General features: G+C 52.2%; 22 protein-coding genes. 6 read left to right on the forward strand and 16 right to left on the reverse strand.

Annotated elements, in window-relative coordinates:
• The first annotated feature begins 593 nt into the window (after positions 1 to 593).
• The gene (locus tag LC084_RS09480; RefSeq protein WP_226570895.1) at positions 594 to 1,049 is read left to right on the forward strand and encodes a GNAT family N-acetyltransferase; all 456 of its coding nucleotides are present in this window, start codon (positions 594 to 596) and stop codon (positions 1,047 to 1,049) included.
• 113 nt (positions 1,050 to 1,162) lie between these two features.
• Here the strand turns inward: LC084_RS09480 and LC084_RS09485 are convergent, their stop codons facing one another.
• The 6 genes from LC084_RS09485 to LC084_RS09510 form a co-directional block, all read right to left on the reverse strand.
• Positions 1,163 to 2,473, reverse strand: a complete 1,311-nt coding sequence (locus tag LC084_RS09485) for a purine-cytosine permease family protein (RefSeq protein WP_226570896.1) — start codon at positions 2,471 to 2,473, stop codon at positions 1,163 to 1,165.
• A gap of 64 nt (positions 2,474 to 2,537) precedes the next feature.
• Positions 2,538 to 3,518: a 5-oxoprolinase subunit C family protein gene (locus tag LC084_RS09490; RefSeq protein WP_226570897.1), complete on the reverse strand. Its 981-nt coding sequence runs from the start codon at positions 3,516 to 3,518 to the stop codon at positions 2,538 to 2,540.
• Positions 3,508 to 4,389 (reverse strand): 5-oxoprolinase subunit B family protein, encoded by an 882-nt coding sequence (locus LC084_RS09495; RefSeq protein ID WP_226570898.1) that lies wholly within the window; start codon positions 4,387 to 4,389, stop codon positions 3,508 to 3,510. Before LC084_RS09495 ends, LC084_RS09490 begins: the two co-directional genes overlap by 11 nt.
• Positions 4,379 to 5,779 (reverse strand): acetyl-CoA carboxylase biotin carboxylase subunit, encoded by a 1,401-nt coding sequence (locus LC084_RS09500; protein ID WP_226570899.1) that lies wholly within the window; start codon positions 5,777 to 5,779, stop codon positions 4,379 to 4,381. The genes LC084_RS09495 and LC084_RS09500 overlap by 11 nt, the downstream gene beginning before the upstream one ends.
• 16 nt (positions 5,780 to 5,795) lie before the next feature.
• On the reverse strand, positions 5,796 to 6,047 hold the full coding sequence (locus LC084_RS09505) for an acetyl-CoA carboxylase (protein ID WP_226570900.1): 252 nt from the start codon (positions 6,045 to 6,047) through the stop codon (positions 5,796 to 5,798).
• 19 nt (positions 6,048 to 6,066) lie between these two features.
• On the reverse strand, positions 6,067 to 6,837 hold the full coding sequence (locus LC084_RS09510; RefSeq protein ID WP_226570901.1) for a 5-oxoprolinase subunit PxpA: 771 nt from the start codon (positions 6,835 to 6,837) through the stop codon (positions 6,067 to 6,069).
• 161 nt (positions 6,838 to 6,998) lie between these two features.
• Here LC084_RS09510 and LC084_RS09515 point away from each other — a divergent pair, with 161 nt between their 5' ends.
• Positions 6,999 to 7,916, forward strand: a complete 918-nt coding sequence (locus tag LC084_RS09515; protein ID WP_226571198.1) for a LysR family transcriptional regulator — start codon at positions 6,999 to 7,001, stop codon at positions 7,914 to 7,916.
• 26 nt (positions 7,917 to 7,942) lie between these two features.
• On the opposite strand, the gene LC084_RS09520 is transcribed toward LC084_RS09515, so the two are convergent.
• Complete coding sequence (locus LC084_RS09520) at positions 7,943 to 8,347, reverse strand: ACT domain-containing protein (protein WP_226570902.1); 405 nt, start codon at positions 8,345 to 8,347, stop codon at positions 7,943 to 7,945.
• 260 nt (positions 8,348 to 8,607) lie between these two features.
• Between LC084_RS09520 and LC084_RS09525 the strand changes: the two genes are divergently transcribed.
• Entirely contained in the window at positions 8,608 to 9,966 is a 1,359-nt protein-coding gene (locus LC084_RS09525; RefSeq protein WP_226570903.1) for an 8-oxoguanine deaminase, read from the forward strand.
• 56 nt (positions 9,967 to 10,022) lie between these two features.
• Here the strand turns inward: LC084_RS09525 and LC084_RS09530 are convergent, their stop codons facing one another.
• Positions 10,023 to 11,573 (reverse strand): EAL domain-containing protein, encoded by a 1,551-nt coding sequence (locus tag LC084_RS09530; protein ID WP_226570904.1) that lies wholly within the window; start codon positions 11,571 to 11,573, stop codon positions 10,023 to 10,025.
• A gap of 578 nt (positions 11,574 to 12,151) precedes the next feature.
• On the opposite strand from LC084_RS09530, the gene shiA reads away from it, so the two are divergent.
• Together shiA and LC084_RS09540 are read left to right on the forward strand one after the other, a co-directional pair.
• Positions 12,152 to 13,474: a shikimate transporter gene (gene shiA, locus LC084_RS09535; protein ID WP_226570905.1), complete on the forward strand. Its 1,323-nt coding sequence runs from the start codon at positions 12,152 to 12,154 to the stop codon at positions 13,472 to 13,474.
• Positions 13,475 to 13,482: 8 nt separating this feature from the next.
• A complete protein-coding gene (locus tag LC084_RS09540; protein ID WP_226570906.1) occupies positions 13,483 to 13,926 on the forward strand; it encodes a hypothetical protein in 444 nt (147 codons plus the stop codon).
• A 283-nt stretch (positions 13,927 to 14,209) separates the two neighbouring features.
• On the opposite strand, the gene LC084_RS09545 is transcribed toward LC084_RS09540, so the two are convergent.
• From LC084_RS09545 to fusA, 3 genes are all read right to left on the reverse strand, one after another.
• A complete protein-coding gene (locus tag LC084_RS09545) occupies positions 14,210 to 14,509 on the reverse strand; it encodes a helix-turn-helix domain-containing protein (RefSeq protein ID WP_226570907.1) in 300 nt (99 codons plus the stop codon).
• 2 nt (positions 14,510 to 14,511) lie between these two features.
• Positions 14,512 to 14,862, reverse strand: coding sequence for a type II toxin-antitoxin system RelE/ParE family toxin (locus LC084_RS09550; protein WP_226570908.1), 351 nt, complete (start codon positions 14,860 to 14,862; stop codon positions 14,512 to 14,514).
• A gap of 502 nt (positions 14,863 to 15,364) precedes the next feature.
• On the reverse strand, positions 15,365 to 17,467 hold the full coding sequence (gene fusA, locus LC084_RS09555; RefSeq protein WP_226570909.1) for an elongation factor G: 2,103 nt from the start codon (positions 17,465 to 17,467) through the stop codon (positions 15,365 to 15,367).
• Between the two features lie 221 nt (positions 17,468 to 17,688).
• Here fusA and LC084_RS09560 point away from each other — a divergent pair, with 221 nt between their 5' ends.
• Positions 17,689 to 17,982, forward strand: coding sequence for an ArsR/SmtB family transcription factor (locus LC084_RS09560; RefSeq protein WP_036113737.1), 294 nt, complete (start codon positions 17,689 to 17,691; stop codon positions 17,980 to 17,982).
• Here the strand turns inward: LC084_RS09560 and fetB are convergent.
• The 5 genes from fetB to LC084_RS09585 form a co-directional block, all read right to left on the reverse strand.
• Positions 17,975 to 18,766 carry an iron efflux ABC transporter permease subunit FetB gene (gene fetB, locus LC084_RS09565; RefSeq protein WP_226570910.1) on the reverse strand — a complete coding sequence of 264 codons (792 nt, stop codon included), beginning with the start codon at positions 18,764 to 18,766 and terminating at the stop codon, positions 17,975 to 17,977. The two genes, LC084_RS09560 and fetB, sit on opposite strands and share 8 nt — an antisense overlap.
• The gene (fetA, locus tag LC084_RS09570; protein ID WP_226570911.1) at positions 18,753 to 19,439 is read right to left on the reverse strand and encodes an iron efflux ABC transporter ATP-binding subunit FetA; all 687 of its coding nucleotides are present in this window, start codon (positions 19,437 to 19,439) and stop codon (positions 18,753 to 18,755) included. The genes fetB and fetA overlap by 14 nt, the downstream gene beginning before the upstream one ends.
• An 87-nt stretch (positions 19,440 to 19,526) precedes the next feature.
• A complete protein-coding gene (locus LC084_RS09575; protein WP_226570912.1) occupies positions 19,527 to 20,510 on the reverse strand; it encodes a Bug family tripartite tricarboxylate transporter substrate binding protein in 984 nt (327 codons plus the stop codon).
• A 23-nt stretch (positions 20,511 to 20,533) separates the two neighbouring features.
• Complete coding sequence (locus tag LC084_RS09580) at positions 20,534 to 21,514, reverse strand: Bug family tripartite tricarboxylate transporter substrate binding protein (protein WP_226570913.1); 981 nt, start codon at positions 21,512 to 21,514, stop codon at positions 20,534 to 20,536.
• Positions 21,515 to 21,533: 19 nt separating this feature from the next.
• The gene (locus tag LC084_RS09585) at positions 21,534 to 23,603 is read right to left on the reverse strand and encodes an HlyD family efflux transporter periplasmic adaptor subunit (RefSeq protein ID WP_226570914.1); all 2,070 of its coding nucleotides are present in this window, start codon (positions 23,601 to 23,603) and stop codon (positions 21,534 to 21,536) included.

A 23,603-nucleotide genomic window follows, 5' to 3' on the forward strand; every position in this document is an offset into this window, starting at 1 on the left:
GCCAATTTCACGGGTGGCGGAACCGAACAGGGTTGGCATAACCGGCCTTGTTGGACCCCGGCGCACCTTACGGTGCCCCCGCCCGGCCCGCCATTGAGGTGTAACCGTGCGCGCAACATAGTAATTTAGAACCATGTTACCAACAAGGGTGATGCAGGATGCCAATCCTGGCACCTGAATTTGCAGGTGCGGAAAAAGCGTACCGGGAATGGAGAACCGCAGCAAGCTCAGGACTGGAACCGGGCCCGCAAATTTACGAAAAACCAACCAATAAGAGGGCAAAACACCCGTAGCGCAACAACCCCCTTTTCCACCAGACTGAAAACCACCCCCTCCGTTCCCCCCGCTAAGTGACACAAGCCCTGCTTTTATTGTACTCAGGGAAGATAAGCCAATAAAATCAGGAAAGTTCACCAAGCGCTATGACAACGCAATATCCCCTTTACAGATTTTACCGGCACTATGATTGTTGGCGCTTCAGCAGAACAATGACAGGCAACAGTGTAAAATTCAGCTTGCTTAAGTAATTTCACGTACCAAAGTGTGCCAGGCTCCGGAGCTGGCAGCATCTTTGTTGAGTGCAGGTGGCTCCTTTGAAAATTGAACACGCGCAAGAGCAAGATTTCAGGCAAGTGCTGTCGGTTATTAATACAACCATCAGCACCATTTACCCCAAATATTATCCGGCGGGCGTTGTACGTTTTTTTCTCGAACACCACGCGCCAGAAAAAGTACAACAATCAATTAAAAACAGAGAGATATATATTCTTTCCAGCAATGGCATTGTCGTTGGAACGGGAAGTATCTCTGGAAATGAAATCGGGCGGTTGTTTGTTCTGCCGCAATACCAACGGCAAGGGTACGGGAAACTGCTGATGGATTTTCTGGAAAGAACTGTGCTGGAGCGATATGGTTCAGTAACACTGGATGCCTCCTTACCGGCAATACGCTTCTATATGCAGCGAGGCTACAGGCTCATCTCTTTTGAATCGGTTACAACCGCCAGTCAGGATGTTCTCTGTTATCCAGTCATGTCACTGCACCGATGAATACACCAGGTATCAACGTCTGGTACAGCCAGGTTAGCAAACCACGCATTCCCTGGCCTGTTGCGGGTTAGCCGCATGCCCACACTCAGGTGGGCACACTGTGAAACCGCTAATCAGTCATTAATCACTTTGGTTGCCGGTAACCGGGCACCCGCCCACAGGCTGAACAGTAGATACAAACCACAGGCACTAACAAAGGTGACCGGGGCTGAAAATACTGCCACAGCGGAGGTGGCATGCATTAATGCAATACCTATCGCAACGCTGATAAACCAGGCACCAAGGCCCGTCAGGTTGATGGCACTATTTTCACGGTCTGCCTGTACATTGCGGGCAATACCGGCAAGGGCAACGCCCACCCAGGCCACCACAAACACGCCCTGGTAAGCCAGTGCCTGCAACAGCCAGGCGAACACATCTGCCAGCATCAGAATATAGACTGCTACACCCACCACACAGGCCCACACCACTTTGGGGAGCTTCACCTTAAACAGGCTGTGGAAAAATACCTGCATATTCACCGTTGCCAGGTAGTAGTTCGCGGTATTAATCCGGGTTTGGGTTACCCAGACAAACCCCAGCCCGGCCAGCCCCAGCAGGTTGAGTATTGCCACCACAACAGATGTTTCATTTAAGGCTGTACCGGCCGCAAAGGTGCTGGTGAGGTAGATCCCCGCCATGCCATTGAGCAAGAAAGTCACCAGATAAAACGGCATCCCAAAATTGAAACGCGCGTGGTACTGGCTGTCTTCCTCTTTACCAAAGCGTGCGTAGTCAAAGGTGTACATCATCAGAACCCAAACACCCATATAAGATGTAAAACAGTTCCACCAACCCCAGGGCGACGGTGTGGCAGGCCCCAGTTGCAGCCAGTTAGCCTGGTAACCATGAATGGTTACCGACATCACGATGGTCGCCAGTAACCCCAGCAGATAAAACGGCAGCAGCACGCCATTAAATTTGTCCAGCCAGTGCTGCACACTGCCAAAAATCAGCGGCACACTGTAAACCACCACCAGCGCAGCGGCAGCCCAGTACACCAGCCCCGGAAACAGGTGGTTAAGCGCAAACGCAATCACCGAGCCTTCAAATACCGCATAGTAAATCGCGGTAGAGAAAAAAATCAGGGTTGCCAGCGAAGCCCCTAACTGGCCAAACAGGCGGCGCGAAAACTGAGCGACAGATAACCCACTGCGAATGGCAAAACGGCTAATAACACCATTAATCAGGCCATAAGTGATAACCGATAACACCATGCCAATAATGGCGTTAACCGCGCCGTAGGCCATCGCCAGCGATGCACCCACCACAATGTAAAACACCGCACTACACACTGCCCACCATGCCATGGTGAGTGACAATTTGCCCATCTGTGCCGGCTCTGGCGAATTTTGCACAGCCCGGGATTGTGGAGCTGAAGCCATAGCAACCTCCTGAAACGAGTAGAGACCAGTGATCTATGCCGCGGGGCTTACGCCCCGGGCGACGTTAACGCAACACGCGAGTGAGTTCAGCCAGCCTGTATTGTGATTCGCGACGGGCAACCAACGCCTCTTCCAGCGTGACGGGAATAAACTGCACACGCTGGTTAGGCTGTAATTGCCCAAGAATGGGCAGGTCACAGCTAATCACCGTACCCAGCGTCATATACCCGCCGCCAGACACGGCATCACGCAACAGAACAATAGGTTCCAGCCCACCGGGCACCTGAACCGAACCAATGGGATAACAGGCATCAACAATATTTGAAGGGTCCGAGCCCGCACCAAAAGGCGGCTCTTCTGGTTTAAAGGCTAAAGGTGTGCCACCTTTCAGCCGGTAACCGGTGCGGTCTGCTTCGGTACTAACATGCCAGGTATCAGCAAAAAAGGTGTCTACAGCTGCATCGGTCAGGCGATGGATATACAGCCCCGGCAGCATCCGTAATGTGACAGATTTTGGGAATTGCGGAAGCATGGGTCCGGGAACCGTTTTGCCCGCGCGTCGAAAGCGCTCAGCGGTTACAGGCAACACAGGCAGCGCATCGCCCGCGGCCAGTCGCCTTCCCTGGTAACCCCCCAGCGAGCCAAGCGTATAGGTTGAACGGCTACCTAACACTCGGGGCACATCAATACCGCCCGCAATGGCAAGATAAGCCCGGCAACCCTGGCGCGCCGGGGCAAAGCGCAGGCTCTGCCCGGCGGTGATAAGCAAAGCCGTGTGGCTGCTTGCTGGCTGGTTATCCACCAAGGGCACCATGCCCGCGCCACAAATGGCAACCAGCGCATTTTCAGTAAACTGCAATTCCGGGCCCAGTAGCGTCATTTCCAGCACGGCGTCATCCGGGTTGTTACCCACCAGCAAATTTGCCATCTGCATGGAATAGGGGTCCAGCGCACCAGAAGGTGGGATCCCCAGGTGGTAATACCCTTCTCTGCCGGTATCCTGCACTGTGGTGGCAAGGCCGGGCTTAATAACATTAATGGTCATACAGCCCCCGTTTCAGTTGCTGAGGATACCCTTGCGGGTCATTGAGGAAATCAGCCAGTGCAAAAGTGACTTTGCGGATACGTGGTGCAAAGTCACCGTTTTGTACCTGGCTGCACAGAGTGTCGTACTCAGCACGATCCACCGGGCGAAATTGCACGATGTCCCCCGCTTTGAAAAACACCATGTCTGGTTTGAGGTAGGCCAACCGTTGCGCCGGGTCATATATCGGCATAGGCGTAATGCCAAACAGTTGGTAACCCCCGGCTCCACGCACTGAGTATATGCAGCCAAAACACCCGCCATGGCCTAAAGACAACCCTGGCGTATCGGTGCGCGGGCGCAGGTATTTCGGTACCTGTAGCTGTTTTTCCCGTTCAACCATTTGGTACATAAATGGCAGGCCAGAAACAAACCCCACCATCGAAACAAACCAGGGCGTGTTGCTGTGAGCGGCAATAAACGCTTCGCTGTCTGTATAGCCGTTAATGTGGGCCGCGTAATCCAGGTCACTGCCACCCGGCTCCTGGTGGCGGTCACGAAAGCGCATCAGGGTTTCGTGTGTCCAGGGGTCGTTGTAAAACACAGGCACCTCAATGATGCGGGTTTCCAGGGTATCTTCCCCGTCATTCCCCGCTTCCAATACCTGAAGCTGTGCCAACAGCACATGGGGCGCTAACACATCCGGGTTAAAACGCACCTGAAAAGACGCATTCGCCAGGCAAATATCCAGCACGCCAGGCAACTGGCAGGCTTCCAGCGCCCGTGTCAGTTTCAGCCCACGGAAAAATGCCTTTAATGACATTTCACGGTCAATTTCGGCGAACAGGTGTTCATCGCCGCCGAAAGAGTAACGAATTGGGTTATTGGCCATAACGTCGTACCTCTCCGGCAGGCATCGCCACATTTTGCGTGCGCTCAGCCAGCCACTGTTCCAGCGTGGTTGTGGTAAATTCGCCAGCCTCCACCTGGGGAAGGCTCAGCAGCCATTTATGCAGCGAAGCGGTGTTTTTCACGCCGCGCAATTCCAATGAGGCCAGTGCCTGGCGGGCCCGCGCCAGTGCCTGTGGGCGGTTTTCTCCCCAGGTAATCACTTTCGCCAGCAAGGAATCATACCAGGGTGGAATGCAGTAACCGCTGAACACATGGCTGTCTACCCGCACACCTTCGCCACCAGGCCAGACCACGCCGTCAATCACGCCTGGGCTTGGGAAGAAATTTTTATCCGGGTCTTCGGCGTTGATGCGCATTTCACAGGCACTGCCACGCAAGGTAATATCCGACTGCGCAAGCGTCAGGGGTTCACCGTTGGCAATGCGTAACATCCACTGCACCAAATCCACACCAGTAACCATTTCCGTTACCGGGTGTTCCACCTGAATACGGGTGTTCATTTCAATAAAACAAAATTCGCCGCGCACTTCGTCAAACAAGTATTCCAGAGTACCGGCCCCCCGGTAACGCAAATGGCGGGCTAACTGCAGCGCGCTGTCGCACAAGGTTTTTCGTTGTTCGTCATTCAGTGCTGGCGAAGGCGCTTCCTCAAACATTTTTTGCCGCCGCCGTTGCAGTGAACACTCCCGGTCAAACAGGTGAACCACGTGCTCGCCATCGCCGAGGATCTGTACTTCTACATGGCGGGCCCGGGCAATAAACCGCTCCAGGTATACCGCGCTGGAACCAAATGCAGCTTTGGATTCACTCTGTGCAACGGGGAATTCTCTGGCCAGGGCTTCGTCGTTATCGACTACACGAATACCTCTGCCACCGCCACCAGCCGCTGCTTTAATCATGCAGGGGTAACCAATTTGTGCGGCATGGGCCTGGGCTGCCTGGACTGTTTCCAGTACCCGTGAACCCGGAACTACGGGTACACCGGCTTCAGCAGCCGTGCGCCGGGCTGCGGCTTTATCGCCCATCACGCGAATCGTTTGTGCATCCGGCCCCACAAAAATCAGCCCGGCCTGCTCCACGCGCTCGGCAAATTGCGCATTCTCAGACAAAAAACCGTAACCGGGGTGAATGGCGTTAGCGCCACTTTGGGTGGCTGCGTTCAGTAACGCGTTAATATTCAGATAACTTTGTGCAGCCTGCGCCGGGCCAATAATCACTGTTTCATCTGCCAGCCGGGCCGCAAGGCTGTCTTTATCTGCTTCACTGCAGGCCGCAACCACAGGAATACCCAACGCCTGCGCAGCACGAATAATGCGCACGGCAATTTCCCCACGGTTAGCAACCAGCAGTTTTGTTATTTTTCCTGCCATATCTCCTCCTGGGTGGTTATACATTATCAGTTTTTATTATGGCTATTGTTTGCCCCGGCTCGATGGCATCACCATTTTGCATGGCTATTTCTGTTATTGTCCCATCCACTTCAGCAAAGACTTCACTGAATTGTTTCATCACTTCAATTAACCCAATAACCGTATTTGCAGTGACTGTTTGGCCTGGTTCAACAAAAGGCTTAGCATCCGGTGATGGCTGGCGATAAAACACACCAGGCAGAGGTGATATAACTTCAAAATCAGACATATTTTTCTCCAGATAGTATTTATTTCGCCGCACTCGGGGAGGTAATTTTCACACCTTCATGAATAAGTGCCATTTTAACTGCGCTAATAATTTCCAGCGCACCGGGCGTATCACTATGAATACAAATAGAATCAAAATGAATTGGGATAATATTACCGGTTACGGTCTTCACTTTTCCTTCAAGGCAAGCCAGAAGAACTTTATCGACGATATCCTGCACTTTCAGGTGCCCGGTATTGCGGGTGAATACAATAACGCCTTGATCGTTATAGGCTCTGTCTGCATAAAACTCGGTAATGACAGGGTGCTCGAGCCGCTGTGCTGCCCGCCAGACAGCAGTGTTTGCCATACAGTATAAGTAGAGTTTGCTGTCCAGCCGGTGTAATGTTTCCACAAACTGTTGGGCTGCTTCTTCATCTTGTGCCAGGTGCATATACAATGCGCCATGGGGTTTTATATGTTGCAGTGGCAAACCAGATAAACTGGCAAATTCCCGCAGCGCCCCTAACTGGTAAATAATATCGTTAACAAGCTCATCAACGGGAATAGATAAATGGCGACGTCCAAATCCCTGTAAATCACGAAAACCCGGATGCGCGCCAATTGCCACACCATTTACTTTTGCCTGCTCAATGGTTTTACGCATAATATTTGGGTCACCAGCATGAAAGCCAGCAGCAATATTCGCAGAACTAATAACCGACATTAATGCGTCATCTACACCATCGCCAATGACCCATAACCCAAAGCTTTCACCTATATCTGAGTTAATATCTACCATTTTCATCATATATATTTCTTATTTATCGCAGGAGTTGTTGATTTAATATATGAGTATTTATTTTCATTCGGAAAGTAGTATTTTTAGATGGCGTAATATCAGAAAATCAGAAGGCTTAACATACGCAGCCTTTTTAGCTATGCAAACCCGAAAGACAGAGGAAGATGTTGATGCTTACCTTGCGCCAGGTTCGTTATTTTGTTGCCACGGCAGAGATGGGGCAAATCTCGCTTGCGGCTGTTCACCTGAATATTTCACAATCGGCAGTAACTGGGGCCATTAAGGAACTGGAGCAGTTGCTGGGGAAAAAACTGTTTTCCCGCTCCGTGCATGGCATGGTGCTGACCGATCACGGTAATCACTTTCTCAACCATGCCTACACCATTTTGCAAACTGTGGATAATGCGGTGCGCAGCGTGCCGGTTAACGATAACGGTGCGCGAGGAACTTTGCGCCTGGCCGCCAGTTACACGGTTATTGGCTATTTTCTGCCTTTCCATTTACAACGCCTGGCGCAAGACTACCCGCATATTGATATTCAGCTGTTTGAATATGAGCGCCAGGATATTGAGCAAGGTTTGCTGGACCACTCACTGGATATGGCGCTGGTGCTGACAGGCAACTTACGCCACCAGGATATCTACGCAGAAACGCTGTTTAATTCCACCCGCCGTTTATGGCTGCCTGCGCACCACCCGCTGTGCGCGAAATCGCAGGTAACACTTGAAGACGTGGCAGGCGAGCCTTTTATCATGCTGACAGTGGATGAAGCCGCAGACAGCGCCATGCGCTACTGGGAAGAAGCCGGGTTTCGCCCGGATATTATATTGCGTACCAGTTCCGTTGAAGCCGTGCGCAGTATGGTCGGCAACGGTTCAGGCATCGCGATATTGTCTGACCTGGTGTACCGCCCGTGGTCTTTGGAAGGGCGGCGTATTGAAACCCGCTCACTGGTGAATAATGTGCACCCTATGGGCGTTGGCCTTGCCTGGCGTAACGATGCTGAATTCACACCTGCCATGCTGGCACTGCGCGAATATTTCCGCAGCGCGTTTATTACCCAGCAAATTAATATGGTGCGGCGTTAATAAGGAAAAGGAATTTATCCACATCATTAACGGGTTGTGTTTTCCCCTAAGTTTTGCAGAACGCTTAACGCACGCTCAGCATCTTCAGCGGCCACAAACAGGTGGTCGTGATAGAAACCGGCTACCACATTGCAGCTTATTTTCTGGGTGGCCAGTGCCTGTGAAAACGCCGCCGTCAGCCCAACAGCTTCCAGTGATGAGTGCACTTCCAGGGTTATCCAGGCTGCCACATAATTGCACGGAAAGCCGGACTCGCGGGCAATATCCTCCGGCAATACCAGCGTAATACCTTCTTGCTCTCGCACCACAACCACTGCGTGAGTCGCTAACTGTTCAGGCAGCGTATTAGTCGTGCAAAAAACATAACGCCCAGGGTTATGGCGCGGTGACGCAGAAGCCAGCAGGCGTTCCAGGTTGGTTTCTCCAGACATCAAATCTCCTGTTTAATTACTCTTTATTTTTGGACAGTAACCATAAACCGCACAGCATGCCACCGGCCAACACAAAAATAGCCCATCGTGGTAACGGGTGCCGTTTCATTACTGACTTCCTCTCTTGCCTTTTCTGGCAAACCCTTTAGTATCGCCTTGTTCACCTGAACCCCTGGATCAGCAGACAGGGCATAACTGAGCTGGCTCACCCTTTGTTTAACAACGCGTATTTTGCGCGTGAATACAGACAGGAGCCACTCATGGCCGCTCAACGTATCTGGTTAAAAAACCCGCTGGCAATTGCCCTTCCCGCTCACAACGATGGCCGCGGTGGCATCGTGGTGGAAGGTAACCTGATTGATGAAGTCATCCCGGCTGGCGGGCAGCCATCACGCCCCTGTAATACCGTGTTCGATGCTCGCGAACACGTCGTGCTCCCCGGCTTAATCAATGCCCACCACCACTTTTACCAAACCCTGACCCGCGCCTGGGGCCCCGTCGTTAACCAGCCTCTGTTTCCCTGGCTGAAAACCCTGTACCCAGTATGGGCACGGCTGACACCAGAAGCACTGGCGCTGGCAAGCCAGGTGGCGATGGCGGAGTTGTTACTTTCCGGTTGTACCACAGTCAGCGACCACCACTATTTGTTCCCCGGCGGGCTGGAATCTGCCATTGATATTCAAATCGAAGCGGTGAACCAGTTAGGTATGCGTGCGTTACTGACCCGTGGCTCAATGAATCTGGGCGAGGACCAGGGTGGACTGCCGCCACGCCATACCATTCAGGACAGCGACACAATTCTGGAAGACAGCCTGCGGTTGGTGAAGCGCTACCATCAGCGTGGGCCAGGTGCGCGCATTCAGATTGGCCTTGCGCCCTGCTCCCCATTTTCCGTTACCCGCGAATTAATGCAGGAAATTGCCCGCCAGGCCGAAATGCTGGATGTACGCCTGCATACTCACCTGGGGGAAACCGACGACGAAACGCAATATTGCCTGGCACATTTTGGGCAGCGTTGTGTGGATTACCTTGAGGATGTTGGCTGGCTGAACTCACGGGTCTGGTTGGCGCACGGGATTCATTTCAATCAACAAGAGATTGCCAGGCTGGGTGCCGCTCAAGTGGGAATTTGCCACTGCCCGGTGTCCAACATGCGCCTGGCTTCCGGGATTTGCCCCACAGTGGAACTGGAGCAGGCTGGTAGTCCGGTGGGCCTGGGGGTGGATGGCTCAGCCTCCAACGATGCATCCAACCTGATGTATGAAGCGCGCCAGGCCCTTTATTTACAGCGCCTGCGCTATGGTGCGGAGGTTATCACTCCCGAACGAGTGATTGGCTGGGCAACGGCGGGCTCGGCACGGTTACTGGGCCGCACAGATATTGGTGAAATTGCCCCAGGGAAACAGGCTGATTTGGCGCTATTCCGCCCACAAGGGCTGGCATTCAGCGGCAGCCATTCGCCACTGGATGCGCTGATATTGTGTGGTGCGCAACAAGCCGACCGCGTGATGGTTGCCGGAGAATGGCGGGTCATTAATGGGGAGATTGCCGGGCTGGATATTCCTGAACTCATTAGCAAGCACCAGGCCGCCGCGAAGCAGATAATCCGCGAGGCCTGAGTTTATCAGCCCCGGTAGTGGGTTACCGGGGCTGAACGTAAGTAACAAACAGCCCGTTAGCGGCTGGCAACAACGCTCGCAGCCATGGTTTTATCCAGTGGGCGATAAAAATACCACCCTTGAGAAAATGCTTTGGGGATCTCGCGGGAGATAAAATGCACCTGATAGCGGTGTTCCACACCTTCAAACACAATGTCTTTATCTATTTCCCGTAACAACACTATCAGGTTCATCAATGTTTTGTTATTGATGGAATCCGTGCCGATGGCATTGGTAATAAATTTATCGATTTTAATTTTGTCGTAATTATTACTGGTGAGCCAGGATATATTTGAATATCCAGTACCAAAATCATCAATGGCAATATTGAACCCGCGGTTACGTAATACACGCATCCCTTTATCCACATCTTCCGTAGAAGCATTGGCCCGCTCGGTAATTTCCAGTACGACCTGATGTGGTGATAAGCCCACTGCACTCACTGATTCGCTAAGATAGTCGATAAAGGCAATGTCGCGAATATCATCCGGAATCACATTAATACTGACAAACAAATTATGTCTTTTCAGCGTGTCGCTAACTTCACGTAAAGCCATTTTAGTAACCAGCCGCGTAATAGTCTGGGCTTGCCCGGTTTGCTCTGCAAGCGGAATAAAAATATCCGGTGAGACATCCCCCAACAGTGAGTCGCGCCAGCGAATAAGCGCTTCAAAACCCACTATTTCCCCGGTTACTGTTCGCACAATAGGCTGGTACACCAGGGAGAAACTTTCATTGCGAATTGCATTTTTCAGCCGAACATCCATAGCCACCCTGCGGCGGCGATAAAAGAACAGCAGATAACTTGCCGCCAGGCCCAGGCCCAGCCCAACACATATTAATGCAACCTGGCCAACTATCGGTAAATCCGTAACATCTTTAAGGCCTGCACTAATTCGCACGCAAATACTGCCTTTTGGCCCGCAGCGCTCTATGCTATAGACAGAGTGCTTAATCCCCAGCTTGTCATAGATGTTACCCGCCGATAACGCATCAGACTGGCGGATAACTTTACCCGTTTCTTTCTGGATCAATGATAACGCCAGGCCATGTTCACGGACATTCCGGTCCATGGTTTCCATCATCATTGGCGAGACAAACAACACAATATCCCCGCTGGTAATTACGTCAGCGGCAATCCCTTTACCCAGCAAAGTTGCGTTATTAAACATCAACCCCGAGCCAATTTGTGTGACTACCTGCGGTACTGGCACCTGTACGGGGGGGTTAACCGGGCCAGAAGAGGTGCAAGTCATCAGGCCATTATGGGCAACGCCAATTTCACGAATAAATTCATATTTCCATAAGTCATTTTTTAGTTGCCCGACCACTTTTGGGGTACATTCGGCATTGCGATATTTGCCATTGAGCAGGCTTAACGCATTACGAAATTCTTCGGCAACCTCCGAAACACGGTTCAGAATAATAGCCGCTCTGTCATCAACAACTTTTTGTTGAACTGCACGGTATACCAGTGAAAACACACACAAAAAAATAACAAATACGCATAATAGGAAAACTGAAAACAGAAACCGTTTTTTTGCCCGCCATTTTCGCGCTTCGGACATATCTGAATCCCCTTTAAACAGAGAACTTATTAGTGCGCATCTGAATAATGATGCTTTAACACCCAATAACCGGCCTGAAGCTGGCAAAACACGAACCTGTGATTTAACCATACTCAGCAACTTTTTCGAGATTTTTCCAGCAAATCAGACAAACACCACTTAACTCTTGGTCTCCAGAGCAAAAGACCAACAAGAAAGCGACTACCCCGCCGCAAAGGGCGACATCATACAAGCCCGGTCATGCATTGAGTAGACACAATTAATTTAAGGTTTTTTTGCTAGCCAAATTCATTTTGGCGATTTTCGCCACAACTGAATGCTTTTACATTAAAACACGCTAAAATTCTTGCCTCACACGTTATTTTTATTTGCCATTTCCCCTGTTTTAAAAATGCGTCAAATCTCACCAGAGCCAGAAAACCGGCATATAGCAGCATTAATTCACTAAAACAGTTTTCTCTCACATTGAGTCAGGGTAGTCTCATAAGCCAGCCTTATTTTTGGCAATGAACTTTGTGAGTATTTTCTGCACCATTCAAAACCTATAATTACAAATGACGTAAAGAGACAGGATAACTATGGATACAACACTCGCCTCTTCAGCCTACGAAGAGCGCAACGTTGCTTTGTCACGCGCAAAGCGTGCAGCCTGGGGAAGTTTCGCAGGGGCAGTGGTAGATTGGTATGACTTCTTACTCTATGGCATTACTGCGGCGCTGGTTTTCAACCACGAATTTTTCCCGCAGATAAGTCCGGCGATGGGCACCCTGGCAGCTTTTGCTACTTTTGGTGTGGGCTTTCTGTTTCGCCCGCTGGGCGGCATTATTTTTGGGCACTTTGGCGACTTACTTGGCCGTAAACGTATGCTCATGCTTACCGTTTGGCTAATGGGCCTGTCAACTGCCTGCATTGGTCTGTTACCCTCTTTCGGCTCTATTGGTTGGTGGGCACCGGCAATGTTAGTGCTGCTGCGCGCCATTCAGGGTTTTGCTGTTGGTGGCGAGTGGGGCGGCGCGGCACTGCTGTCTGTAGAAAACGCCCCGGCTGGCAAAAAAGCTTTTTATAGCAGTGGTGTCCAGGTGGGTTATGGCGTGGGGTTATTGCTCTCTACGGGCCTGGTTTCTCTTATTAGCCATTTCACCAATGACAGCCAGTTCCTCGAATGGGGATGGCGCATTCCGTTCCTGTTCAGTGTGGTTCTGGTACTGGTAGCCTGGCGTATCCGTAACGATATGGAAGAGTCTGTCGAATTTGAAAAACAGGCGGTAGCGAAACCTGCCTGTGCTCGCCGTACTCTGCCCGTAATGGAAGCGATTCGCCGCCATCCTGGCAGTTTTTTGCTGATTATTGCGCTGCGCCTGTGTGAATTGCTGACGATGTATATCGTTACCACATTCGCTCTGAATTACTCCACAACCAACCTGGGCATGCCCAGGGAACTGTTTTTGAGTATTGGGTTATGTGTGGGGGCACTGAGTTGCTTCACCATTCCGCTGTTCGCTTTACTGGCCGATAAATATGGCCGTAAACGGATTTATATAACCGGCGCTCTGATTGGCGCTGCAAGTGCGTTTCCTTTCTTTATGGCTCTGGAAGCGCACTCCGTTGCCGGTATTATCATTTGCTCTTTGCTGCTGGCAAACCTGGCGCATGATATGGTGGTGTGTGTTCAGCAGCCTATCTTCACCGAACTGTTTGGTGCCAGCTACCGCTACAGTGGTGCCGGTGTTGGCTACCAGGTTGCCAGTGTGGTTGGCGGGGGCTTTACGCCGTTTATTGCTGCCGCTCTGGTCACCTTCTCTCAGGGCGCATGGCACAGTGTGGCGATTTACCTGATGGCCGGTTGCCTGCTGTCTGCCGTGGTCGCGTTTTTCATGAAAACAGCGCCCTGCGAAGAGTAATATCGGTAATGGCCTGGGCGATATCTCAGGCCTTCTGTTCTTTAGCGCCCTACTTCACGTTCAATGCGCCTAACTGTATTTCAGGCTGGCTGGCCAGCACAGCGCCTGTTGCGCGCCGTGTCAGCCACACAGGTTTCTCTCATCAACCGCGCCAGGCCCCCCTGCACCCCCGTCGGTGGCTGGCAAAATCGCCGCTTCGCGGACATTCGGCTTACCCCGGCAGGCTTTTCGGGTACCGCGCCGAGTCGGCTTCCTGCCTCAACGATTTCGATGCCACTAACCCCACCGCCTGTATGTTCTCAGCAAAAAACAAAGAAAATATACCGAATGCTTTATTCACAGCCACACCAGACAATACAAGCAATCCCGCACCTGCAGCGCTGGCTGGGTCGCGTAAAACCGGTGAACCGCAGAAAGGAAGACAAGGTTATTCCGCCTGGACGGCGGAATAAGGCGAAACGAGGCAGGACGCCGAGTCGAGCCGGCCGCAGGCTGACTGCCCGGAGGTGAACGCAGTGCGCAGCACCGGTTGCCCGCGAAAAACCGGATTGTTAAGGGGCGGGCCCCTTAACACGTTCACCGTCTGTGAAGCCACATTGACCACATCACTTCAGGTGAACGGAATTTTCACCTTACTGACATCAAGTGCAAAGTGAACGGAACTTTCACCAAACCAGCATCAGTGCAAAGTAAACGAAACTTTCACCACACTGACATCCGGTTCACAACAACCAATCAAAGATGAAAAGCAACACTCTTACCTGTTGGCAGCGTCACACTCAGGCTTAACTCCCCACCTAACGCCTGCACATAGCGCTTCAGTGTAGAAAGCCGCGGATCATTACCAGCCTGCTCCATTCGCGCCACAGAAGGCTGTTTTACCCCCATAGCTGCAGCCAACTCAGTTTGTGAAATATTCAGTTCATCACGCAACATGCTAAGCGCAATCTGGATACTGGCAGCCTCAACCCGCTCAGCTACACGCGCCTGCATTTCAGGGCTTTCTTTAGCCAGAAGCTCTCTGTAAGTTGCCATAATTATGTCTCCAGTTTTATAAGATGTTTGCGGTATTCCGAATCGGCCAGTCTGATCATGTCTTTATAAAAGCGTTGCTTGTTTAACCCAGTTTTATCACCAGCACACAAGACAATCGCCTGCCGGGTGGGGTCAAAAGCAAAAAACGCTCTGACAGGATTACCGGCATGCTGTATACGCAGTTCCTTCATGTTTGCAAAAGAAGAACCTTTTAATGTATCAACATACGGCCTGCCTAATTTAGGACCAAATTTCTCCAATACACCCATAGCAGCATAAACCGACTCCCTGAGAGCATCTTCCTGCTCCAAAAACCACTCATCAAAACACTCCGTTGTTATGATTTCCCACATAATAAGCCTATAGTGAATTCGCTATAATTGAGGTTATAACGAATTCACTATAATCTCAATAAAACAGCCGTCACAAATCCGCGCCCCATGACAAAGAAAATATACCGAATGCCTTACCCACAGCCACACCAGACAATACAAGCAATCCCGCACCTGCAGCGCTGGCTGAGTCGCGTAAAACCGGTGAACCGCAGAAAGGAAGACAAGGTTATTCCGCCCGGACGGCGGAATAAGGCGAAACGAGGCAGGACGCCGAGTCGAGCCGGCCGCAGGCTGACTGCCCGGAGGTGAACGCAGTGCGCAGCACCGGTTGCCCGCGAAAACGGGGATTGCAAAGGGGGCGGGCCCCCTTTAGCCCGTTCACCGGCTGTGAAGCCACATTGAGCAAATCACTTCAGGTGAACGGAAATAACCACACTGCAAAAAGTGAACAGAACAGTCACACCAGCCCTGGTGACCAGAACCAGCCACACCAGACCTGGCTAAACTGAAACACCCCCTCTTACTTTTTACCCCGCGCCGCCACAACCTCCTGCGCCACATTATCCGGCGCCTCAGCATAATGATGAAACTCCATACTGAACGTGGCACGCCCCTGGGTCATCGAACGCAGAATAGTCGAATAACCAAACATCTCCGATAACGGCACATCCGCCCGGACAATGCGGCTCCCTACCAACTCTTCCATACCCTGAACCATGCCGCGGCGTGATGACAAATCCCCCATCACGTTACCGGCATACTCTTCCGGCGTCTCTACTTCCACATGCATCACTGGCTCCAGTAACACCGGAGAAGCACGGCGGGCGGCTTCACGAAACGCCATACTCCCCGCCATACGGAATGCCATTTCTGAGGAGTCCACTTCATGGTAAGAGCCAAAGGTCAGCGTGGCTTTGACATCCACCACCGGGTAACCGGCCACCACCCCCGTAGACAGGGCATCGCGAATACCTTTTTCCACAGAAGGAATGTACTCTTTCGGCACCACGCCGCCTTTAGTGGCATCGGTGAAGGTAAAACCCGCACCAGGCTCCTGCGGCTCAACGCTGATAACCACATGGCCGTACTGCCCTTTACCACCAGACTGGCGAATAAATTTGCCTTCCACATCGCTTACCGCTTTACGCAATGTTTCACGGTAAGTTACTTGCGGGCGGCCAATTCTGGCTTCCACGCCAAACTCACGTTTCATGCGGTCGACAATAATATCCAGGTGCAACTCGCCCATCCCGGAGATAATCGTCTGGCCAGATTCTTCGTCTGTCCGCAACCGGAATGACGGGTCTTCTGCCGCCAGCCGCTGTAACGCCAGGCTCATTTTTTCCTGGTCGTCACGGGTTTTCGGCTCAATCGCCAGCGAAATAACCGGTTCCGGGAACACCATGCGTTCCAGGGTAAGCACCGCCGCCGGGTCACACAGCGTTTCCCCGGTGGTGACATCTTTCAGGCCCACACAGGCAGCAATATCACCGGCGTGCAGCACATCCACTTCGTGGCGGTTATTGGCATGCATTTGCACAATACGGCCAATACGCTCTTTCTTGCCAGTACCCGGAATGTACACCTGGTCACCTTTATGCAACGTACCGGAATACACCCGGATAAAGGTTAACTGGCCCACATACGGGTCGGTCATCAGTTTAAAGGCCAGTGCGGAAAACGGCGCTTTTTCATCGGCAGCACGAGTCACTGGTTTTTCATGTTCATCCAGACCACTGACGGGTGGAATGTCCAGTGGCGATGGCATCAGTGTCACCACAGCATCAAGCAACAGTTGCACACCTTTATTTTTAAATGCACTACCACACAGCACTGGCTGAATTTCACCGGCAATCGTGCGTGCGCGCAGGCCATCAAACACGGCCTGTTCAGGCAACTCACCACTTTCCAGATAACGGTCCATCAGGGCTTCACTGGATTCAGCCGCCGCTGCCAGCAGGTTTTCCCGCCATTCGCTGGCTAATGCCTGTAGTTCCGCCGGGATGGGCTCATAACGGAATGTCATCCCCTGGTTTGCTTCATCCCAGTACACCGCGTGCATTTTGATCAAATCCACCACGCCAGTGAAGTGCTCTTCACTGCCAATCGGCAACGTAACCGGCACCGGGTTGGCATGCAGGCGGTCTTTCATCATTTGCACCACCCGCAGGAAATCGGCCCCCTGGCGGTCCATTTTGTTAACAAACGCAATGCGCGGAACATGGTATTTATTTGCCTGGCGCCACACAGTTTCAGATTGCGGCTGCACGCCGCCTACTGCGTCATACACCATAACGGCACCATCCAGCACACGCATGGAACGTTCTACTTCTATTGTGAAGTCCACATGCCCTGGGGTGTCGATAATCGTAATATGGTGTGGCTCGAAATTATGATCCATACCCGGCCAAAAGCAGGTAACAGCAGCCGATGTTATCGTTATTCCACGTTCCTGCTCCTGGGCCATCCAGTCGGTTGTTGCCGCGCCATCATGAACTTCGCCCAGTTTATGGCTCAGGCCAGTGTAAAACAGGATACGTTCCGTGGTAGTGGTTTTACCGGCATCAATATGAGCCGAGATACCAATATTGCGATAACGTTCGAGGGGGATGGGTCGGGGCATAATGCGTCCTTAGTCTGTAAGACCAGTTTTTGCACAGAAACCATTTTCTGCGCTTCATCAATGAGACACATCATAGTACAACTGTACGAGTATAATCGAACTATTATTATCATCGTTGTTATTTGTCAAAACTGACCACCCGGCATACATAGCAAGAGGCAGGGTGTTCAGGTATATTACGCCCTCGCCGCCTGCGGCGGAAAACGAACCACAGGAAGCCTATGAAGCACCATCCCGAACGAGAACAAATTCGCCTTGAAAATGTCCTGCTGGCACTGGGCAACCCTATCCGTCTTGATGTAGTGAAAAGCCTGGCCGAACAAGGGGAGCAAGCCTGCGGCACACTGCGCCGTGACGTAGCGAAATCCACCATGACTCACCACTGGCGCGTGCTGCGCGACAGCGGCATTATCTGGCAGCGCCCACAAGGGCGGGAAAATTTGATTTCATTGCGCCGGGAAGACCTGGATGCGTTGTTTCCCGGCTTACTGGAAACGTTGCTGAAAATTATTTAACCCCAGGTTTTGCGCCCTGGATGCGCACCTGCAACTGGTGGCGTTCGTTATAGAAACGGCGGTATGCCAGGTACCCGGCAAGAATGGTTGACAGACTCGCTGTTGATAACAGCATAAACGTTACCATTATCTGGTACTTAATCGCTTTTACTGGGTCGATACCGGCAAAAATCAGCCCAGACATCATACCCGGTAAACTTACCAGCCCTACCGTTTTCGCTGAGTCCACCGTCGGAATCAGCGCCGCACGAATGCTGTCGCGAATCAATTGCGCCGAGGCCTGCTTCGGGGTTGCTCCCAGGCTGAGCATTTCCTGAATCCGCTGTTGTTCTGAAGAAAACCGCTGGCCAAGGTTGTTGTAACACAACCCCACGGCGACCATCGCATTACCGGCTATCATCCCGGAAATCGGGATAACCTGCATGGGGACAAAGGAAATTGACCCGGTAAATACCAGCACACTGAGTGTCAACACTGCGCCACAGGTAATCGCCACAAACGAAATCACAAAGGCCTTATCAATATATTTACTGCGCTTTTTGGCATTCCACGCCGCATTCAGGCAGATAAACAACACCATCAACACCGTTAGCAGTGCGTGGTTGACATCAAAGATGTATTTCAGCACATAGCCAACTGCCACCAGTTGTACAATGGCGCGGGCAATGCTCCACACCATATCCCGCTCCAGCCCCAGTTTTTCTCTGTTGCTGATGACAATCGCCACCACCACCAGTACCAGGGAGAGCGCCAGCGATTCATTGGTGATGTTATGCTGATTCATGGGTTATCTCCTGCTCCTGCTCCTGTTCTTCCTGTTGGCGAGCGGGCAACGTTATGACATCACCCAATTCATGTAGCTCGCGGGTGTCGTGTGTCACCCACAGCACGCCAAGATGCTGTTCTTTCACCAGCCCGGCAATCAGTTTATGTACCGTCTGTTTATTTTCTTCATCCAGCGCGCTGGTGATTTCGTCCAGCAGTAAAACCTGGGGCAAAAATTGCAGGTTGCGAATCAGGGAAACACGTTGTTTTTCGCCACCAGATAACGACTGGATTGATTTTTCCAGGGTATCTTCCGCGAGGTTTACCGTTGCCAGGTCGGCGCGTAAACGGGCTTTATCCGGTTTTTTCTGGCGCAAAACCCAGGGAAACGCCAGATTGTCGTACACCGTGTCGCCAAACAGAGCCGGGGTTTGGGTGCAATACCCCACGGCCTGACGCCAGGCTTCTGGCGTGAACGCCGCACTTTCACGCCCGCTCAGCAACAGCGTGCCGTTATCTGGGGTAAGTAATCCACCAATGATTTTTAATAAGGTGCTTTTGCCGCACCCGGAAGGGCCGGTAATCAGGCGGCATTCACCCGCATTCACCTCAAGGGAAATGTCGGTAAGAATAGACTGACCACCGGACTGATAATTGACATGCTGCACAGCCAATAAAGGAGAAGACGCCATTTTTCACCCGTTTTACTGATGTTTTTCATCAGTATACCCGTGGTTTCAGGCAAAATCCCCAGGTTATCTGCGTGTAAAACCACCCGGTTATATCCGCTGAACCCGATATTCTTCCATCAGCGCGGCATAACGAGCCTGTTCTATTTTAATACGGGCAGAAATCGCACCGGGCGAGTCATAAATAGGCTTTAACGAGTTAACCCGTAATATTTCAAGAAAGTCGTAACTGACTATCATATTTTGCATAGCCGCCTGCAGGGGCTTCACAATATTGTCTGGTGTACCGGCTGGCAAAAACCAACCATACCAGCCGGTCAGGTTGATTTGCGGGACGCCCTGTTCCCGGCAGGTAGGCACATCCCAGCCCGGCACCCGAAAAGGGCTGGTAACCGCAATGGGCCGCAAAATACCATTGCGCAGTAACCGGGCACCATTGCCGCCAATCAGAAAAGCGGCGGCCAGGTAACCTTCCAGTAAATCGTCAATGATCATGGACGTTCCCCGGTATACCTGGGGCTGTAACGCCACGCCTTTTTCCCGGCTAAGAATTAACTGTGCCATATTGCCCGGCGAGCCAAACTGGGCAAAGCCGATATTATTGAAGGAGGGGTTTTTCTCCACCCAGCGTAAGTAATCATCCAGGGTTTTTACTGCCGGGTCGACAACCGGGCCAAGCGCCATAAACAACGCATATTCCCCGGTAATAGCGAGGGGAATAAAATCGCGCTCAGGAGAGTATGGTAACTGGCGGTATAGTGAGGAAAATGCCGTCATTTGCGGTGACTGCGCCAATAATATGGTGCTGCCATCCCGTGGAGCCTGGCGCATATAACGCATAGCATGAATACTGTTTTCACCCGGCATATGTTCCAGTTTCCAGGTACGCTGGGGGTAAAAATCAGGCAGCAGGCCCAGTATTTCCTCACCCAGTTGGGTTCCCAAACCGGTACGCCCGTAACCAAATATCGCTCGGTTTGCTGCACCTTTTGGGTCAGTATGCGCGCCGCTGGCCATCCGGGGTAACAGCATTGACGCGCCAAGTCCTAATAATGCCCTGCGAGATACTGCCATAGCATTTCCTTGTTAGTCGGTATTCAAACACGGCGAATTTGGTAGCTGTCCACCATGCTGGCGTAATAATCCTGCTCTTCCTTAATCCGCTCCCGAATCGCTTTCGGCGTTAAATCAACAGGTTTTAGCGAATAGCGTGCCAGAACCTGTTGGTAATCCCTGCTTTCCAGCCCTGAATGAATGGCATCGTGCAGGGGCTCATATACCCGGTCGGGGATATGAGCCGGGGCAAACCAGCCATACCAGCCATTAATATCCATATCTGCGACCCCCTGTTCACGGCAGGTAGCCACATTTTCCCAGCCAGGGTGGCGTTGTTTACTGGTCACTGCCACTGCCCGTAATTCACCAGAGGCATACCTCTCTGGCGAATTGCCAGCAATCACCAGACCTGCTGATAAATAGCCACGGCGCAAGTCATCAATCATCATGGATGAACCGTAATAGGCAACTGGCTGCAGCGCGACTTCTTTGCTGTGGGCAATAATCGCCTGAGCTACCTGGCCACTTGAACCATACTGGGTGAATCCAAGGTTGCGGTATTCAGGGTTTCTCAGCACCCATTCCAGAAAACCATCAAGGGTTTTCACTTCCGGGTCGACTAGTTTTCCCAGTGTCAGTAACAGTGTGTATTCCCCCATAATTGCCAGTGGGCGGAAATCGGCCAGTGGGTCATAAGGCAGGGAGCGATAAACACTGGGCAGCAGCGTCATTTGCGGTGACTGGACCTGTAACAATATGGAACCATCGGCATGGCCGGCTTTCACGGTTTCCACTGCTTTCAGGCTGTTATCCCCTGGCAAGTTAACCAGGTGGTAACGGTTTTTGTCATAAGTTTGGGCAATCAGCGAGATCATATCTTCGGCCAGCACACTGCCAATCCCGGTACGGCCGTACCCAAAGACTAACTCGCCTCTGGTTGTGGGGTGGGCCCCATAACTCAGGAAAGGAGCCGCCAGGCAGGCAGTGGCCCCTGCTACAAATGCTCGTCGGGTTAAACTCATCGTTCACTCCTTGGCTAACCTACTGGTTAAGCTCAGCAATAACGATTTGCCATACTCTTAGCCCAATCCGTGAGATCAGGCTTTCCGGTGCCAGGGGCAGAACCACATCACCTTGTAAAATCTGTTGCCCGGCGTAGCGCTGGTTATCCAACGTAAATGCTATACGGTGCATCGCCACCAGCGGAATGGCTTCACCTTGCTCCCCTTTTAGCGAATCAATTTTGCCGCCCCACAGCGAACTTAGCGCAGGGGGCGCAATAAACTCGGCGCTACCTGGATCCAGGCGCGCAATACGTACCTGAACCGCTGGCAATGTAGGCGCATCGGGAATAAACGTACCCGTAATACCCGGCTTTAACCCATTGATATAGCGCTCATCTACATAACCGCTCACATCCCAATGTTCAGGCTGTACCACCCGTGCAAGGACTTGTGACGGGTCTACCCATTGGCCCACCGCCAGCCCGGGTTTGAGGTCGACCACACGCCCGGAAACCGCTGCTCGCCAGGTAAGCTGCTCGCGTTGTTTCTCAAGGCCTGCCAGGTTGTCAGTGGCTTCTTCCAGTTGCTGGCGCAGTACCAGTGTCTCCACTTTCTCACGCTCTGAACCGCCTATTCGGTTAAGACGAAATTGCAATAAATCGCGGTTAAGTTCAGTTTGTTGGTAACGAAAAGTGAGTTCAGGGGAGCGAAACTGCATTAATAGCTGCCCGGCAGAAACCTGCTCACCATCACGCACCTCAAGGCGCACCAGTTGCGCATTTTCTGGCACAGTAATGGGTTGCTGAATTTGATAACTGGCAATTGCTGGCACATTCACTGAGGCAGGCAGTGGCACAATAAATACGCCAATACCGGCCAGTAACAGCAGCAGTAGTGCCACACGCCGCAGTGGGTGTAACCGCTGGCGATAACCAAGGCTGGTTTTCGCCATTTGTACCAGAGGCACCAACACATAATGCACAATAAACCAGGCAAAAACGGCAAGCCCCAGCGCCGGGAAAAGAAAGTGCCAGGCAAAGTACCCAATCCCCAACACCAGTGAGCGCTGGTAAATAAACACCAGCACACCATAGCAGGCCATCAGTTTCGGGCGTGTGTCCTGCAAGGGTTCCGGTGGATCGACAATCTGGCCAAATAACAACCGGTAGCCGTAATAACGCATTAGCGCAAAGGCGCGTGGTTGCAGGTTTTCAACCCGTAACAAATCGCTGAGAAAGTAATAGCCGTCAAACCGCGCGAGTGGGTTCAGGTTCAGTGCCAGTGTGGTGACCCAACTGGTGGTTGCCACCACAAAACACACACCTCGCAGTGTGCCTGGCGGGAGTACCGCCCAGGCTGCGGTAGCCAGCCCGGCGACCAGGCTTTCTGCAATAATACCGCCCAAGGCAATCCACATCCGTTTGTGGGGGTTGGTTATCATCTGCGCCCGGGTTAAATCGGTATACAGCAAAGGGAACACCAGGTAGAGTGCCACGCCCATTTTGCCAGGTATCGCCCCCAAACGTAGTGACACAGCGGCATGGCCCAGCTCATGGCAAATTTTCAGAACAACCAGTGCCACCCCAAAACTCAACATGGCAGATAACGTTGTAAACTGGTGGAAGGTTGCCAGATAACTGTCCCACTGGCGCGCCACCAGCCACACACCACTGAGTGTGATAGCCCCCCACAGGCACCACAACATAGCCCACACACCGGGGATTCGCATGCTGGCAAGAAACCGCAACAAGGGCACTGGGTCCCACAATGGGACATGAACCATGCGCGGCGCTGCAAGCAGGCGGGATGCCGATGAAGCCACCAGGCTTTGCCAGGGCTGGCCGCTCACTAACTTGTGTTGTTGCAAAAACTGAACGAACGCCCGGAACTGGCCGGTATCAAGGCTTTCCCCTTGCGCCGCCAGGCTTTGCTTCAAATCGCCCAGGGTACGGCAATCAGGCCGGGACAAAAACAGTAAATCCGCTTCGCCTATACGGAAGAACAGATGTTGCCAGGGGTCGTAGAGTTGCCAGTCCCCTGGGTGCTCACCGGGTTGCAGGCGAATATCCTGGCGCAGGCTGGGCAGTGTTTGGGTGTCATCGTTCAT

It is taken from the genome of Mangrovibacter yixingensis (genome assembly GCF_020523985.1).
Taxonomy (GTDB): domain Bacteria; phylum Pseudomonadota; class Gammaproteobacteria; order Enterobacterales; family Enterobacteriaceae; genus Mangrovibacter; species Mangrovibacter yixingensis.

Bases quoted from the DNA above. Each gene is read 5' to 3' on its own strand.
- LC084_RS09510 (WP_226570901.1), bottom strand. From the start codon at position 6,837: ATGATGAAAATGGTAGATATTAACTCAGATATAGGTGAAAGCTTTGGG.
- LC084_RS09540 (WP_226570906.1), top strand. From the start codon at position 13,483: ATGGCCTGGGCGATATCTCAGGCCTTCTGTTCTTTAGCGCCCTACTTC.
- shiA (WP_226570905.1), top strand. From the start codon at position 12,152: ATGGATACAACACTCGCCTCTTCAGCCTACGAAGAGCGCAACGTTGCT.
- LC084_RS09585 (WP_226570914.1), bottom strand. From the start codon at position 23,603: ATGAACGATGACACCCAAACACTGCCCAGCCTGCGCCAGGATATTCGC.
- LC084_RS09495 (WP_226570898.1), bottom strand. From the start codon at position 4,389: ATGGCCAATAACCCAATTCGTTACTCTTTCGGCGGCGATGAACACCTG.
- LC084_RS09520 (WP_226570902.1), bottom strand. From the start codon at position 8,347: ATGTCTGGAGAAACCAACCTGGAACGCCTGCTGGCTTCTGCGTCACCG.
- LC084_RS09490 (WP_226570897.1), bottom strand. From the start codon at position 3,518: ATGACCATTAATGTTATTAAGCCCGGCCTTGCCACCACAGTGCAGGAT.
- LC084_RS09545 (WP_226570907.1), bottom strand. From the start codon at position 14,509: ATGGCAACTTACAGAGAGCTTCTGGCTAAAGAAAGCCCTGAAATGCAG.
- LC084_RS09505 (WP_226570900.1), bottom strand. From the start codon at position 6,047: ATGTCTGATTTTGAAGTTATATCACCTCTGCCTGGTGTGTTTTATCGC.
- LC084_RS09485 (WP_226570896.1), bottom strand. From the start codon at position 2,473: ATGGCTTCAGCTCCACAATCCCGGGCTGTGCAAAATTCGCCAGAGCCG.
- LC084_RS09560 (WP_036113737.1), top strand. From the start codon at position 17,689: ATGAAGCACCATCCCGAACGAGAACAAATTCGCCTTGAAAATGTCCTG.
- fusA (WP_226570909.1), bottom strand. From the start codon at position 17,467: ATGCCCCGACCCATCCCCCTCGAACGTTATCGCAATATTGGTATCTCG.
- LC084_RS09530 (WP_226570904.1), bottom strand. From the start codon at position 11,573: ATGTCCGAAGCGCGAAAATGGCGGGCAAAAAAACGGTTTCTGTTTTCA.
- LC084_RS09580 (WP_226570913.1), bottom strand. From the start codon at position 21,514: ATGAGTTTAACCCGACGAGCATTTGTAGCAGGGGCCACTGCCTGCCTG.
- LC084_RS09550 (WP_226570908.1), bottom strand. From the start codon at position 14,862: ATGTGGGAAATCATAACAACGGAGTGTTTTGATGAGTGGTTTTTGGAG.
- LC084_RS09500 (WP_226570899.1), bottom strand. From the start codon at position 5,779: ATGGCAGGAAAAATAACAAAACTGCTGGTTGCTAACCGTGGGGAAATT.
- LC084_RS09525 (WP_226570903.1), top strand. From the start codon at position 8,608: ATGGCCGCTCAACGTATCTGGTTAAAAAACCCGCTGGCAATTGCCCTT.
- LC084_RS09575 (WP_226570912.1), bottom strand. From the start codon at position 20,510: ATGGCAGTATCTCGCAGGGCATTATTAGGACTTGGCGCGTCAATGCTG.
- LC084_RS09515 (WP_226571198.1), top strand. From the start codon at position 6,999: ATGCTTACCTTGCGCCAGGTTCGTTATTTTGTTGCCACGGCAGAGATG.
- fetA (WP_226570911.1), bottom strand. From the start codon at position 19,439: ATGGCGTCTTCTCCTTTATTGGCTGTGCAGCATGTCAATTATCAGTCC.
- fetB (WP_226570910.1), bottom strand. From the start codon at position 18,766: ATGAATCAGCATAACATCACCAATGAATCGCTGGCGCTCTCCCTGGTA.